At 39.5% G+C, this 15,074-nt stretch carries 13 protein-coding genes and 1 other RNA gene; 9 read left to right on the top strand and 5 right to left on the bottom strand.

All coding sequences use genetic code 11. The features are described 5' to 3' along the window. Nucleotides 1–42 precede the first annotated feature (42 nt). The 5 genes from secG (at nucleotide 43) to ssrA (ending at nucleotide 4,936) form a co-directional block, all read left to right on the top strand. Nucleotides 43–276 (top strand): preprotein translocase subunit SecG, encoded by a 234-nt coding sequence (gene secG / locus JK635_RS22695; RefSeq protein WP_202656199.1) that lies wholly within the window; start codon nucleotides 43–45, stop codon nucleotides 274–276. A 142-nt stretch (nucleotides 277–418) separates the two neighbouring features. Beyond that, a complete protein-coding gene (locus JK635_RS22690) occupies nucleotides 419–1,165 on the top strand; it encodes an alpha/beta hydrolase (RefSeq protein ID WP_202656198.1) in 747 nt (248 codons plus the stop codon). 29 nt (nucleotides 1,166–1,194) lie between these two features. Further along, nucleotides 1,195–3,534 (top strand): ribonuclease R, encoded by a 2,340-nt coding sequence (rnr, locus tag JK635_RS22685; RefSeq protein WP_202656197.1) that lies wholly within the window; start codon nucleotides 1,195–1,197, stop codon nucleotides 3,532–3,534. A 430-nt stretch (nucleotides 3,535–3,964) separates the two neighbouring features. After that, entirely contained in the window at nucleotides 3,965–4,432 is a 468-nt protein-coding gene (gene smpB, locus JK635_RS22680) for an SsrA-binding protein SmpB (RefSeq protein ID WP_202656196.1), read from the top strand. 144 nt (nucleotides 4,433–4,576) lie between these two features. After that, nucleotides 4,577–4,936, top strand: a transfer-messenger RNA (tmRNA) gene (gene ssrA / locus JK635_RS22675). 468 nt (nucleotides 4,937–5,404) lie between these two features. On the opposite strand, the gene JK635_RS22670 is transcribed toward ssrA, so the two are convergent. After that, nucleotides 5,405–6,760, bottom strand: coding sequence for an IS1182 family transposase (locus JK635_RS22670; protein WP_202656195.1), 1,356 nt, complete (start codon nucleotides 6,758–6,760; stop codon nucleotides 5,405–5,407). Nucleotides 6,761–7,797: 1,037 nt separating this feature from the next. Here JK635_RS22670 and JK635_RS22665 point away from each other — a divergent pair. The 3 genes from JK635_RS22665 (at nucleotide 7,798) to JK635_RS22655 (ending at nucleotide 11,305) form a co-directional block, all read left to right on the top strand. Then, entirely contained in the window at nucleotides 7,798–8,646 is an 849-nt protein-coding gene (locus JK635_RS22665; protein ID WP_202656194.1) for a sialate O-acetylesterase, read from the top strand. Nucleotides 8,647–9,183: 537 nt separating this feature from the next. After that, nucleotides 9,184–10,539 carry an RNA-guided endonuclease TnpB family protein gene (locus tag JK635_RS22660; protein ID WP_202656193.1) on the top strand — a complete coding sequence of 452 codons (1,356 nt, stop codon included), beginning with the start codon at nucleotides 9,184–9,186 and terminating at the stop codon, nucleotides 10,537–10,539. A 292-nt stretch (nucleotides 10,540–10,831) separates the two neighbouring features. After that, nucleotides 10,832–11,305 (top strand): tetratricopeptide repeat protein, encoded by a 474-nt coding sequence (locus JK635_RS22655; protein WP_202656192.1) that lies wholly within the window; start codon nucleotides 10,832–10,834, stop codon nucleotides 11,303–11,305. A gap of 160 nt (nucleotides 11,306–11,465) precedes the next feature. On the opposite strand, the gene JK635_RS22650 is transcribed toward JK635_RS22655, so the two are convergent. From JK635_RS22650 to modA, 3 genes are all read right to left on the bottom strand, one after another. Continuing rightward, entirely contained in the window at nucleotides 11,466–11,867 is a 402-nt protein-coding gene (locus JK635_RS22650) for a type II toxin-antitoxin system death-on-curing family toxin (RefSeq protein ID WP_202656191.1), read from the bottom strand. Beyond that, entirely contained in the window at nucleotides 11,864–12,115 is a 252-nt protein-coding gene (locus JK635_RS22645; RefSeq protein WP_202656190.1) for an AbrB/MazE/SpoVT family DNA-binding domain-containing protein, read from the bottom strand. Before JK635_RS22645 ends, JK635_RS22650 begins: the two co-directional genes overlap by 4 nt. A 347-nt stretch (nucleotides 12,116–12,462) precedes the next feature. Next, complete coding sequence (gene modA / locus JK635_RS22640; protein ID WP_202656189.1) at nucleotides 12,463–13,275, bottom strand: molybdate ABC transporter substrate-binding protein; 813 nt, start codon at nucleotides 13,273–13,275, stop codon at nucleotides 12,463–12,465. Between the two features lie 155 nt (nucleotides 13,276–13,430). Here modA and JK635_RS22635 point away from each other — a divergent pair, with 155 nt between their 5' ends. Beyond that, nucleotides 13,431–14,366 (top strand): helix-turn-helix transcriptional regulator, encoded by a 936-nt coding sequence (locus JK635_RS22635; RefSeq protein WP_202656188.1) that lies wholly within the window; start codon nucleotides 13,431–13,433, stop codon nucleotides 14,364–14,366. A 244-nt stretch (nucleotides 14,367–14,610) separates the two neighbouring features. On the opposite strand, the gene JK635_RS22630 is transcribed toward JK635_RS22635, so the two are convergent. After that, nucleotides 14,611–15,033 carry a VOC family protein gene (locus JK635_RS22630; RefSeq protein ID WP_202656187.1) on the bottom strand — a complete coding sequence of 141 codons (423 nt, stop codon included), beginning with the start codon at nucleotides 15,031–15,033 and terminating at the stop codon, nucleotides 14,611–14,613. Between the last annotated feature and the right edge of the window lie 41 nt (nucleotides 15,034–15,074).

Here is a 15,074-nt window from a genome sequence, read left to right as displayed (position 1 = left end):
AATTTAAAATACTGTGAAGTACGTCTACAGGAGGTTACCTTCATGCATACATTTTTTGTCGTCTTATTAGTGATCGTAAGTATCGCCCTTATCGCTGTTGTTTTACTACAATCGGGCAAAAGCGCTGGTTTGTCCGGTGCCATTTCCGGCGGTGCGGAATCCCTTTTCGGTAAGCAAAAGGCACGAGGAATTGATTTAATCCTGCACCGGATTACCGTTGTTTTATCCGTCCTATTCTTTTTACTTACACTTGCCGTTACTTACTTTAAAATCTAATAGGAAACGATCAAAACCCGGTCACTGTAACCGGGTTTTTTGCTATGTTGGGGAATCATAAGTCTTTTTTCTGGATTGTTATAAGCGGCTGTGCTTAAACTAAAGAATAGTGAGACTTTATTGCATCGAAGGAGTTTTTTATATGAAATTGACAATGCCAAAACCATTTACCTTTGAGAGCGGAAAACGAGCGGTTCTGTTGCTGCATGGCTTTACCGGAAATTCAGCCGATGTCCGGATGCTTGGGCGCTACCTTGAAAAAAGGGGCTATACCTGCCATGCCCCGCATTACAAAGGTCATGGGGTGCCGCCGGAGGAACTCGTCCACACTGGTCCGGAAGATTGGTGGCAGGACGTGATGAACGGATATCATTTTTTAAAAAATAGTGGTCATAAGGAAATCGCTGTGGTAGGACTTTCCTTAGGTGGCGTATTTTCCTTGAAATTAGGTTACACTGTACCTATAAAAGGAATTGTACCGATGTGTGCACCTATGTATATCAAAAGCGAACAGGTCATGTACGAAGGCGTTCTTGAATACGCCCGGGAATTTAAAAAGCGGGAAGGAAAATCGGAAGAGCAAATCGAATTGGAAATGAATGAGTTTAAAAAAACGCCAATGAACACATTAAAGGCGTTGCAAGAGCTCATTGCCGATGTCAGGGAAAATGTTGATACAATTTTTGCCCCTACATTCGTTGTTCAGGCCCGACATGACAAGATGATTAATACCGAGAGTGCCAATATTATTTATGAAAATATTATGTCACCGATTAAACAAATCAAGTGGTACGAAGAATCGGGTCATGTGATTACGCTAGATAAGGAACGCGACAAGTTGCATGAGGATGTATATGACTTTTTAGAAAGCCTGGTTTGGCACGATTAAAATTCCAATTTAAAGGAGGGATTGCCGTCATGGAAGATAACATAAAAAAACAGATCGACCGGTTGCTGCAATATATGAAAGAAGAAACCTACAAACCGCTCACGGTTCAAGAACTGGAATCCGCTTTTGGAATCCAGGATTCAAGTGACTTTAAGGATTTTGTCAAAGCATTGGTCAAAATGGAGGAAAAGGGATTAGTGGTCCGTACCCGTGCCAATCGCTACGGTCTCCCGGAAAAAATGAACCTCGTTCGCGGTAAGCTGACAGGCCACGCCAAAGGGTTTGCCTTTGTGGTGCCTGATGAACCAGGGATGGATGATATTTTTATCCCGCCAACCGAAACCCATAACGCGATGCACGGTGACACCGTATTAGTCCGCGTTTCCTCTGCAAGCTCCGGACAGCGCCGTGAAGGCAGCATTATCCGGATTATCGAACGCGGTGTCGAGCAAATTGTCGGGACTTACGTGGAAAGCAAAAATTTTGGTTTTGTTATTCCCGATGATAAAAAATTTGCCAATGATATTTTTATCCCAAAGGAGGCCTCCAAAGGGGCAGTTGAAGGACATAAGGTTGTTGTTAAGCTGACCACATATCCCGAAGGAAGAAAAAGTGCCGAGGGGGAAGTCGTGACGATTCTGGGGCATAAAAACGATCCCGGCGTAGACATTCTCTCCATCATACATAAACATGGACTGCCGATTGCTTTTCCGGATGAAGTCTTGCAGCAGGCCAATGCGGTGCCTGACACCATTGATGAGAGTGAACTGGTGAATCGCCGCGATCTTCGCGGGGAGACGATTGTCACGATCGATGGGGCCGATGCGAAGGACCTTGATGATGCGGTGACAGTGACCAGATTAGCGAACGGCAACTACAAGCTAGGTGTGCATATTGCCGATGTCAGCTATTATGTGAAGGAAGGATCGCCCATCGACCGGGAGGCAGCCGAGAGGGCAACGAGTGTGTATTTGGTTGATCGTGTCATTCCGATGATTCCGCATCGCCTGTCCAATGGGATTTGTTCGTTAAATCCACGGGTGGACCGGCTGGTGTTGTCCTGTGAGATGGAAATTGACGGGGAAGGCCATGTGGTTTCCCATGAAATTTTTCAAAGTGTGATCAAAACAACCGAGCGGATGACGTACCATGATGTGAACCGAATCCTTGTCGATCAGGACGAGGAAACACGAGCCCGCTATGAGACCCTCGTGCCGATGTTTGAATTAATGGAGGAGCTGGCGGCGATTCTTCGTGAAAAAAGAATGAAACGCGGTGCCATCGATTTTGATTTCAAAGAGTCAAAGGTTTTGGTTGATGAAAATGGCAAGCCGACCGATGTTGTCTTACGCGAACGTTCCGTGGCAGAGCGGCTGATTGAGGAATTCATGCTCGCTGCCAACGAGACCGTCGCCGAGCATTTTCATTGGCTCGATGTTCCGTTCATTTACCGGATTCACGAGGATCCGAAGGAAGACAAGCTGCGCAAGTTTTTCGAGTTTATCACCAACTTCGGCTATATTGTCAAAGGAACCGCGAATCAAGTTCATCCTAGGGCACTGCAGGAAATCATTGAAGAGGTTCAAGGGAAGCCTGAGGAAATGGTCGTGTCAACCGTAATGCTGCGCTCGATGCAACAGGCAAAATATGATCCGGAATGCCTCGGGCACTTCGGATTATCAACACAGTTTTACACTCATTTTACATCGCCAATCCGCCGCTATCCGGATACGATCGTTCATCGTCTAATTCGTACTTATTTAATTGAAGGAAAGCTTGATGAAGCGACCCGGGAAAAATGGAATGCCCAGCTGCCCGAGATTGCCGAGCATTCTTCAAAAATGGAGCGGCGCGCGGTTGATGCTGAGCGGGATACGGATGAATTGAAGAAAGCCGAGTATATGGAGGATAAGATTGGCGAAGAGTATGACGGCATCATTAGTTCGGTCACCAATTTCGGGATGTTTGTTGAACTGGGGAATACGATTGAAGGTCTTGTTCATGTCAGCTATATGACCGACGACTATTATCGTTTTGATGAACGCCATTACGCGATGATTGGCGAGCGCACGGGGAATGTCTACCGGATTGGCGATGAAATCACCGTCCGCGTGGTTAAAGTAAATAAGGACGAGCACTCGATTGATTTTGAAATCGTTGGCATGAAAGGTACGCGCCGCCGCGAACGTTCGGAAGCGCCAAAAGTGTTTAAAACCGGCAGTGGGACCCACAAACCACGCCGTAATAAACAGGATGGGAAAAATCAAAAGACTGCTGTGGCTGGAGAAGGGAAAAAGCCGAAAAAGAAACGGAAATTTTACGAAAACGTCCCGGTCTCCAAAAGCACCAAACGGAAAAAGAAAAGATAAACCTGGTCTATGTACCCCCAACAAGGACGAAAAAAGCAGATCAAGGTCACGTAGAAGATGTCTACGTGACCTTATGCTTGGCAGCACAACAAATTCGGGCAACTAGAGTCATTCTAGTTGCCCGAATGAATGGGGCTTCATACATTTCAGGCAGTTAGAACCAGTCTAGTTGCCCGAACGCGTGGGATCACATACACTTCAGGCAGTTAGAACCAGTCTAGTTGCCCGAACGCGTGGGATTTCATACATTTCGGGCAGTTAGAACCATGCTAGTTGCCCGAACGCGTGGGATTTCATACATTTCGGGCAGTTAGAGTCATTCTATTTGGTCAAAAACTCGGCAGGGACCGGGACAAATGCCAAAACAGCTAAGAATTGTGGAGGGCAAGCATTTTTGTTAAAATAAAGGCCTAAAGAGGAGGTGAAATAAATGCCAAGAGGAGAAGGAAAGACTGTCGCGCAAAATAAAAAAGCGTATCATGACTATTTTATCGAAGAAACGTATGAGGCCGGAATCGTTCTGCAAGGGACTGAAATTAAGTCGATTCGCGCCGGTCGCGTGAATTTAAAGGATGCTTATGTAAGGATTCAAAACGGCGAAGCGGTGATTTTTGGGATGCATATCAGCCCGTACGAACAGGGAAACCGCTATAACCATGATCCACTGCGGACACGTAAGCTGCTGCTTCATAAGCGCGAAATTAACAAGCTATATGGTGAAGCCAAGGAAACAGGTTATGCCTTAATTCCCTTGAAACTATATTTAAAAAATGGTTTTTGCAAGGTTCTCATTGGACTTGCCAAAGGTAAGAAGAACTACGATAAACGGGAAGACTTAAAGCGCAAAGAAGCGAAACGCGAAATTGAACGTGCCTTCCGGGAGCGTCAAAAAATGTAATCTGGTACGTCTTACAAATACTTACAATTGAAAAATTCATTGAGTATGTTATAATAAATATGTCGTTGAGATAGCGATAAAAACTTTTGCTCTTACAACTTGCCAGTTTCCTAACGTTCTTGCTGGTATATAGCATTTTTATATGGGGACGCTACGGATTCGACAGGGGTAGTTCGAGCTTGAGTTGCGAGTCGAGGGGATCGGCCTCGTAAAAACGTCAAAGCCAATAACTGGCAAAACTAACAACAACTTCGCTTTAGCTGCCTAATAAGCACTAAGCGGTTCGCCCCTCCATCGCCTGTGTGGTAGGGTAGCGGACTCAACTTTAGCAGGCTACGCCGGATTCCACCGCCTGAGGATGAAGGAAGAGAACAACCAGGCTAGCTGACCGGACGCCTGTCGATAGGCAAAAGGCTCAGCGAATCGCCAATATATCGACTACACTCGTAGAAACTTAAGTGCCGATATCTTTGGACGTGGGTTCGATTCCCACCGTCTCCACCAAATACATATTTGGTGGTTTTTTATTTATTATGTGACGTAAAGCATAAAATTTCCGTTTGGAAACTTTATGCTTTATTTTTTTTTAGGAAATTTTATGCTTGATTTTTTGCATGAATTGATAAGTTTATTACGTTTTAAAATGATAAATGAATCAATTTCATAAATCCCTATTTTAAAGAAACACAGACCTACAGAATATTGGTTGTAAAAAAATTTTTTTGTTTTACTTCATCAACATTGTGTTGATTTCCGTTTCAGGCGGACGCTTTCCGCGGGCGGGCCGTGAGCCTCCTCGTCACTTCGCTCCTGCGGGGTCTCACCTAGCCACGCTTTTCCCGCAGGACACTGAATTACTTCTTGAACAGCCCACGCACGAAGGAAATGCCTTAGCATTTTCGAGGAGTCGCCGCCTTCCACTCCAATCAACAGGTTTGGAAATGAAAACAACTATTATATACTGCCTAGATTTTAAGCAACTTGTTGTTGATTTAACGATGCATTGATACGATCTACAGCTAATTTTGAAGCATTATAAACTAAGGTTACGAGGTCAAAATGAACCTTGGCACGTTTTCCGGTACGATAGCGGACATTGTCTAATTGAAAGTATAACTTGAGATAAGCATTCACCCGTTCCACTGCGGTACGACGTTTAAAGATGGTTTTCCAAGCTTTTGAACCTCGGGCTGGTGCAGTATATTTCCGAAGATCTGTCGTGATTTTCACTTTATAAATCTTTTGGCAAATACCTTCATTTGCCAAAGGACAATCTTTACATTCCTTTGGGCGTGTATATTTAAGCGTTTTATATTTTTGATCAAAACTATCATATCGGTATGAATGTTCACGGAAACAAGTCGGAGCGAAATGTTTATCAAACCCTTCGGGTTCAGGTTCATTACGCTTATTATAGGCAATAACCGACTGTTGACCCATACGATGTATCTGTTCATAAATCGGTTCATAGTCATAACCAGCATCCATCGTTTGATAACGTAGAGTTGGAAGTTGAACACGCTCATGGATCCCTTTTAATAAAGGAATCGCTGCCTTTCCATCATTCAAATTGCCAGAAGAAAAAAGAGATTGAAGAATGTACTGACTTTTGGTTCCAACAGCTAAATGCGCCTTATAGCCATACCAAAAAACGTTCTTTCCTTCGCTGTTTTTCTTCACACCCCACTCCGGATTTTGAGAAATTTCGGCACGAAGTTGCTCTAACGGAACGTCTAATTGGTTTTCTATTTTCTTTTCAAAAAGAGGTAGATTGGCTTCGCGTTCAGCTTTTTCAATCAACCACTGTTCTCTTTCTTCTTTTGATTTTCGCCCACGTTTTTTGGGTTCTGTTTTTGGTTTTTCCTCCTTTAGAGGTGCTTGATCCTTGGCTTCGAAGTGTGTGGCATCTATAGCCACAGTTTCATCGGTGATAAACCCTTCTGTCATGGCTTGATATAGAATCGTTTCTTTAACCTCTTCAAGAACATTAGATTCGCTAAGAATGGTCACCATTCTTGAATAAGCTGCCTCAGATGGGACAGTATCAGATACTAAAAAGCCGCAGTCTAGTCGAAATATCGTATCGTTTTTTAAACGCTTTACCAAATCTTTAATAAATGGAATCCGTTCCGTTAAACGGGCAACTAATGAGTAAATCATCGCTGCATAATTCAGATCGACAGGCCTACCAAAACGAGATTTCTTCGTTACCACAGCGAAGATGGGCTCAATGTCGATAGCTGAAAAAACAGCTTCAAAACGATGGGTAGGTTCTAAATCATATAATTCTTGTAGTCTAAACAGGCTTCCTTGCCTTATAATAGTCATAGGGAGTCTTCCTCCAGTCTTATAAGTTTGTGTCGTGCTTACTTATTTCGACATTTTGGGGAGGTACTCCTTTTTTTAGTGTTTAAAAGCCTTGAGCCCGTAGGGCTCATAATTATGAAATTGATTCAATTGAAAAAAAATATGATAATTTAAGGAAGAATATTTTATTATCTTTAGGGTATGAAATGTAATTTTTGAATATTTATTTTAAAAAATCCCCTACTGTTATTTATGTGAATACAGGTGTTGGGGATTTTGTTTATTTAATGGAAATTTTGCCAATTTTAAAGGAAGGATCTTTATTAAAAAAGGTCATAAATCCGGAGAAATTACGATAAACCATAAAATTCCCTAGATCAAAAAAATAAAGCATAAAGTTTCATAGAACAAAAATATAAAGCATAAAGCTTCCCAAAGTTATACATATACTGATGAATAACTTAATTTTTGGGAGTTAGCAAAATTGATTTAGATTTTCTGAAAGCCAAGTGGCTCTAAGCGTGGAAGGTTTATGCTTTATTTGGTGGAAAAGTAATGGTTTATGTCACAATTATTGTCTTACCCTATTGGGTAAGTGGATTGAAATCACCATATGTAAGGTGGATAACAAGACTAGCAGTATTGTGACAGGAACCATAAAATTTCCGTTTGGGAACTTTATGGTTCCTATTTATTATGTTATATTTTTGGGCGATTACCATTTTTAGATCATACAATCAAAGATAATTTAAGGTTGCTATTACAACAAGAATATGCTGGTAGCTTAAAAATGATTGCTCAACTATAGTTTGTTTAAAATCATCTCTATTCTCTAAAGATTTTTAGAGAATGGAGATGATTTTTTTATTAGAGAGTCGCTAATTCTTATAGAAGTAAAGGAGGTAAGTTAGTGGAAGAGTCCAAGATATACATATACAATCGGGCCATTTAGTTGAATAAAGACAAAATCGACTTGACTAAAAAAGTCTAATTAAGCTATACTCTTAATCCCGTTTAGTCTAATTAGACCTATGTAAACAAAGAAAGAAGGTTTTTCTATGAAATCTATATTATTAATCGGACAATCAAATATGGCAGGTAGAGGATTTATTGAGGATGTAGCGCCGATTTATAATGAGCATATAAATGTGTTGCGAAACGGTAGATGGCAAATGATGGCAGAGCCGCTTAATTTTGATCGCCACGTATCTGGTGTTGGGCCAGCAGCCTCTTTTGCTCAGGCTTGGACGGAGGATCATCCGGGTGAGTCCATTGGGTTGATCCCATGTGCTGAAGGAGGAAGCTCTATTGATGAGTGGACAATTGATGGACTATTAACAAGACATGCGATTTCTGAAGCAAAATTCGCGATGGAAACAAGTGAAATCGTGGGAATTCTGTGGCATCAAGGAGAAAGCGACAGTTACGGGGAACGTTATAAGACGTATGAAGAAAAGTTGCTTTCATTATTTAAACATTTGAGAGAAGAATTGAATGCACCAGATATCCCGATTATTATCGGTGAGTTGGGACATTATCTTGGAAAAGTCGGATTTGGAAAAAGCGCAGTAGAATATAAACAAATCAACCAGATATTATCTAAAGTTGCTCATACCGAAAAAAATTGCTATTTTGTAACATCAAAAGGCTTAACAGCAAATCCAGATGGCATTCATATTAATGCTATCTCCCAAAGAAAATTTGGATTAAGATACTATGAAGCTTTTTCAAAACAAAAGCATGTTTTAGATATTTTAGACATAGAGGATGAATGGATTGAAAAGGTAGCAAAACGTGACCTAACTAAAAATGAACGTATATTTGTTCAAAGTACGAAATTTGCTTTAGGACAATTGAGTTTTGGGGAGTTTTCTATTAATATCTCCAATATTAATGAAAGTAGGTAAAACAAAATTGTTAAATAATCGGGCGCTTTCCTGTAACAAGGATGAGCGCCTGTTTTCATTTTAGGGCCATTTAATTGAATAAATTACAATGATTGTGAATGGATGAACTTAAACTGACGGGGCAGTTTAGTTCAACTAAATATTGTATATAATTTTGGATAATTACAATGGAATTGGGGGATTCCGGATGTTAATAAGAGAGATACAACCCGTAGATGCCGAAAATTTTATCCTTTTCGGCAAGAAGACTCCATCTGATTTCTGTTACGGGCGAAAGCCCAACAATTCAGGTGGAGATGAATTGCCGTCAGACGATAGGCTGAACTTTTTTACGAGTTTTCTATAAATTCTCTTACCTTAAAGCGAACAAATATTCGCCAATTTTTTTGTCCTATGGTATAATTAGTCGTAGATGGGAAGTGAATGAATATAATATTTTACTACAGGTGGTGCACCTATCGAAATCATTCGCCAATATATTGAGTCGCAAGGAATGAAATAATCCTATATGATTCATTGAGAAAGGTGGTGAACACCATGACTAGGAAGAACCCAGTTAAAGTATTGCGTAAACAAAAGAAAACAGAAAACATTCAACGTTTCACTCAAAAACAGAATATCGGACGTAATATCCTTACAGCTAAAGAATTTCGTCTGCTTCAACGTATGTCACATAGCTCAAAGGCATTGCGAAATGTTGGATTGTATACGATTAAACAGAGCCTCTTGAATAAGGGCAAGATGGCTACGGTAAAAGAAGTTGATGCTGCCATGAAGGCAGATGTTAATTATTGGGGCGTTCAATCAAACTCTGCTCAAGCCATTCGCAGAGCATTGTTTTCTGATGTAAAGAGCTTTTTTAAAGCATTAGAACAGTGGAAGAAAAGCCCAGAAAAATTCACTGGTCGTCCTAAGTTTCCAAAGTATTCTCGTTCTACAGAAAAACGAATTATAGAAATCTATCAAGTTCCGAAAGTTGATAACGATGGATACTGGACTATTCCAATGAATGTTGAATTCAGAAAACGGTTTGGTTCGATCAAAATCCGAATGCCTAAAAACTTGTTAAACAAAAAAATAGCCTACATTGAAATTGTACCTAAACAAAAAGGTCGGTTCTTTGAGGTGCATTACACTTATGAAATGCAAATCTCTCAAATGAAGAAGCAGCGGGCGACCACAACGAATGCTTTGAGTTGTGATTTAGGTGTAGACCGATTGCTGAGTTGTGCAACAAATAAAGGGGATACATTCTTAATGGATGGCAAAAAACTAAAATCCATCAACCAATACTTCAACAAAACGATTAGCCACCTGCAACAGAAAAATATCGACAACGGGATTTCAAAAAGGATCATGACGAACTCTATCGCAAAGCTTTGGAAAAAGCGTGAAAACCAAATCAACGGTTATATCTCGCAAACTGTAGGTTTACTGTTCAAAAAAGTAAGCGAATTCAACATTGATACGATAGTTATCGGCTATAATGCCGGATGGAAACAAGAGTCTGATATGGGTAAAAAGAACAATCAGAAGTTTGTTCAAATTCCCTTCCATAAACTGATTTCTGCCATCGAAAACAAATGTTTGAAAGAGGGTATTCGTTTTGTAAAGCAGGAGGAAAGTTACACATCAAAGGCTAGTTTCCTAGACAAAGATGCGATTCCTGTTTGGTCAAAAAATGACCCTTTCAATTACTCCTTTAGCGGCAAACGAATCCATCGTGGACTATATCGAAGTAAAACAGGACAATGTATTCATGCTGACATTAATGGCGCATTGAATATTTTGAGAAAATCTGAAGTTGTGGAAATGGGCGGATATCTCCAAGTGAACACTCCAATCAAATTAGAGGTGCAAAAACGTAAGGCTGTTGCTTTGCGCATAGCTTAGTGGGTGCGTCAACCATCCATGTGTACTCGACTTTTTGTCGGGGCTTGTATGGCTCTTTTTCGAAAGGGTGGTGCAAGTGGGAAAACGATCGTTCGTCGCCAGTACCGACCAAAAACAGTGCTTTGGGGAGTACTGAACAGTGCTTGCCACTCAGAGCGTCACTCGTCTCAGACGAAAAGACCTGAGTGGCTAACTCAAGCCCCCACTGAAACAGGCACCATAAGGTTCTCAGTGGGGGTACGTTGACTTTGACACCAATGATTACCTTAGAGAAAAGTCCTCAAATGAGTTGATGATGAAAAATATTATTATGGAAGGTGAAAAATTATTAACACAAAATAATAATGATAATGATTTGTATTTTCTTTATGGAACATTGGGGAATCTATATAGAATTATTGAGCAACCCCAAAAGGCTTTAGCATTTCTTAATTCTTGTCTTGACTTTGCACAAAAGAATGGGAATATACAGAAAGAAGTAATTACCTTAATACGAATTGGAGAAGCATTGAAGTATGATAATCAACATCTAATGGCAATAAGAGCTTTTAATGAAGCTATACATAAATGTAAAGACCTCGAAATTTACGAAGATTTCATTTTACAACATAAAGGGAAATGTTTAATGGAGTTAGGAAAGTTAGAAGAAGCTGAGCGATGTTTGTTAAAATCTTTAAAATTAAGAAAAATTAAAAATGATTCTTCCTTAATAGACTCAACCCAAAAAGCAATAGATTATGTATATCGATTGAAAAATATACTTTAATGAGTGGTTAAGAATGTAAAAAAAATACTAAAACAAAAGGGGGAACTTCGTAAGATGAGAATGGTAAAGGAAGCAGAAATAATAGAAAGGGCCTTACCTCGATGTCATTACAAAATGCTGATAATAGTGAAACGCCTTCCTTAAGCATGTAAGAAAGGCTCTACAGCTCCTCTGTATTTTCTTTAATCGTATCGACAATTTCTTCAAATGTGTATTTATGATTCACAACATCCACAGTAAAGTCTTGTTCTTCCTGTATTCCCATTGTCCATCTATAATGATTAATTTTTAAGAATATAATAAGTGAAGCGAGAGCTGTTCGTTTATTTGCGTTGTGGAAAGCGTGATTTTTAGCAATAGATTCAAATAGGGCAGCAGCTTTTTCATAAATTGATGGATAAGCATCATTACCAAATACCGTTTGCTTGGGGCGGTTTATTGCTGAGTCGAGTAGACCCGGATCTTTTACTCCAACCGGTTCTTGTGGTGAGTATAAACGAATTTGTACCGTATTAATTGCAATCACTTGATTGGTTGTTAAATAAACGATTTCATCCATCATCTGTCCACTAGCCCTTTAAATGCTTTATCATGCTCCTTAATTACATCGTTAAGAATTTCCATAAATTCAGCATCTACTCCATCTGGAAGTTGTAAATGCTCTTTTTTTCGTAAAATGATCTTTCCATCTTTTACTACTACTTGTACGTCATCTCCTTGAGATATCCCTACTTGCTTTAAAACTTCTGGAGGTAGCGTGATTCCAATACTGTTCCCAATTTTGGTCACTTTTCTTTCAATTTGTTCCACACTTTTCACATCCTTGTTATTACTGTTATAACGATTATAACATTTGCTCACCTGCACTTCAAATGATGGATACATGAACAACCGGAGCAGGGACTTCCTGGATGTGAACATTTTGGAAGTCTATAAATAATGAATCTGTATCATCTATTATGATTTGTATTTTTGCACAAAAAATCAGATGAAAATGTTGATAATTTTTTATTTGATATTCCTGATATGAATGCAGTCTCAATAGATAGTCTAACAGGGGACCAAAAGCTAGTTGCCATTTCTTAGTTAATAGGAAGTATAAATTCAACTACGCCTCATGAACCGTCTTACGGACTCGCCAGTCGGCGAGTTTACATTTATTGTTTCATACCCTTGAAACCATACTTTTTAAATGTCTTCATTGATTTATCATTTTGAAGATACTCGTAGAATCGTTCTGCCTCTTTAGGGTGGGTACTGGTTTTAATCACACCAATGGGATAAATAATCGGATCGTGTGTGTATTCGTTTGCGGTTGCAACAATGTTCACCTTATTAGAAGTTAATGCATCGGTCTTGTAGACAATGCCTCCATCAACATTATTTGTCTCAACGTATGTAAGCACTTGACGGACATCCTTGGCATATACCACTTTTCCTTCAACTGAATTCCAAATGTTTAACTTTTCTAATGTCCCTTTTCCATATTGTCCTGCTGGTACCGATTCCGGAGTACCAAGGGCAATTTTATCAGCTTTGGTGAGGTCTTCGAAGGATTTGATTCCTTTGTTTGAACCTTTCGGAACCACCAACACAAGTTCATTGCCTAATAGATCTGTTCCATTTTTCTTTTCAATGAGTCCGTCTTGTTCTAATTTTTGAAACTTATCTTTAGCAGCAGAAAAGAATAGATCGACAGGCGCTCCCTGAGAGATTTGTTGTTGCAATGCCCCTGAAGCGCCAAAATTATAAGCTATTTTTACATTTGGATATTCCTTTTCAAAAGAGGCTTTTATGTCAGTTAAAGCATCCTGTAAACTGGCTGCTGCTGAAACCGTCAATTCCACCTTTTTATTAGATGATGTTTGTTTCTGTCCGTTTGTTGATTTCGATTGTTCATTGTTGGAACACCCAGCCACTGCTAGTAAAAAGATCATGAACGAGAAACACAAGAGAGAAACTTTTTTCATTATCTACCCTTCCTTTCAAATTAGTTATAATTAGTTATAACTAGTTATAACTAATTATAATATATATAGGTACTGGAGTGTCATATTTTTTTATCGTTTACTCAAATTATATTTTTCTTAGGGAATAAGCTAAAATAAATGGTGGAGGGATGCAAATGTCAAAGGAGCTTTCCTATACGATTGAAGAAGTGTCGCAGCTTTTAAAAGTATCTAAATTAACACTTTATGACCTTGTAAAAAAAGGGGAACTTCCTGCTTTCCGAGTAGGAAGACAGATGAGAATTGACGCAAAAGATTTGGATATTTATATTAACAGCCAGAAGGTTAATCAAAATACAAAATTTTATGCATCTGAACAGGAAAACCACAGGAATCATACAAAGGATCCTTATAATATTGTCATTAGTGGACAAGATCTAGTGTTAGATATTCTTGGAAAATATATTGAGAAGTCCTCACCCTATAAGCCATTACGTTCTTTTACAGGAAGTTTAAATAGTCTGATTTCTATGTACAATGGAGAATGCGATATTGTTAGCTTGCATTTGTTTGATGGAGAAACAAGGGACTATAATCTGCCCTACATAAAAAAAATTTTAGTGGGTCATGAATATATTTTACTTAACTTACTCTCTCGAAAAGCTGGTTTTTACGTTCGTAAGGGAAATCCGCTAAAGCTCACAGCTTGGTCCGATTTAAATCGTAAGGATATAAAAATGGTGAATAGAGAAAAAGGTTCAGGGGCAAGGGTTCTCCTTGATGAGCAACTTCGAATCAACAATATTTCTTCAAGAGAGATTAAAGGATATGACCATGAAGAATCTTCCCATTTAAGTGTGGCTTCCGCTGTATCTTCTGGATTGGCCGATGTAGGAGTTGGAATTGAAAAGGCTGCAAAAATTGTCGGGGTCGATTTTGTTCCATTAGTAACAGAACGTTATGACTTGGTTATTCTCAAAACCCCCCAATCTGAACAGCTAATTGGGGCAGTAAAGGATATTTTATCATCCAAGCAGTTCCAGGCAGAGATTCATTCTCTGGGAGATTACGACATATCGCAAACAGGAAAAATCATATATGAGACATACTAGTAGGAGGCTGCTTCAGTACCTCCTTTTTATTTTTAGATAATCAGGATCCTATTTTCTCTAAACTGATGTTCAATCAGCCTTGCTCCAAAACTTGTTTGATTAAATTTAAAAGGAACTCCTGAAGAAGGGGATATGGGTTGGGCGACCTCCCCTCACGTTCAGAGAGCTCCGGAAGTAGACGTATTTTAAATCGATGCAAATTTTTCAACTAACACTCCCATTGAAGATGAAAATATACTTAACCTTATTCTGTAAATTCCCAAGCGGGATTCCAAACAACTTCCCACAAATGTCCGTCCGGGTCTTGGAAGTATCCAGAATACCCTCCCCAAAAGGTATCGTGTGCTGGAACTGTAATAATTGCACCAGCCTTCCTTGCCTGTTCCATTATCATATCAACCTCTTCTTTACTGCCGACATTATGGCCAATCGTAAATTCTGTTGGACTTATTGGTGTCTGGTCTATCCTTGTGTCATGTGCTATATCCTTACGATTCCAAATGGCAAGTTTTAAACCTAATTGTAAATCGAAAAATGCAACGGCCCCATGCTCAAATTCTTGACCTACGATTCCTTGTGTGGGTAGCCCAAGTCCATCCTTGTAGAATTTCAAAGACCTTTCCAAATTGTCTACACCCAATGTTATAACTGAAATTCGTGGTTTCATCTAATACCTCCTAACAAATTTATCCCGTAACAGAGACCTTT

Origin of the sequence: Neobacillus paridis (assembly GCF_016765675.1) — a bacterium.
Classification (GTDB): domain Bacteria; phylum Bacillota; class Bacilli; order Bacillales; family Cytobacillaceae; genus Neobacillus; species Neobacillus paridis.
The sequence above is the reverse complement of the archived record's forward strand: the minus strand, read 5'-3'. Positions and strand labels throughout refer to the sequence as shown.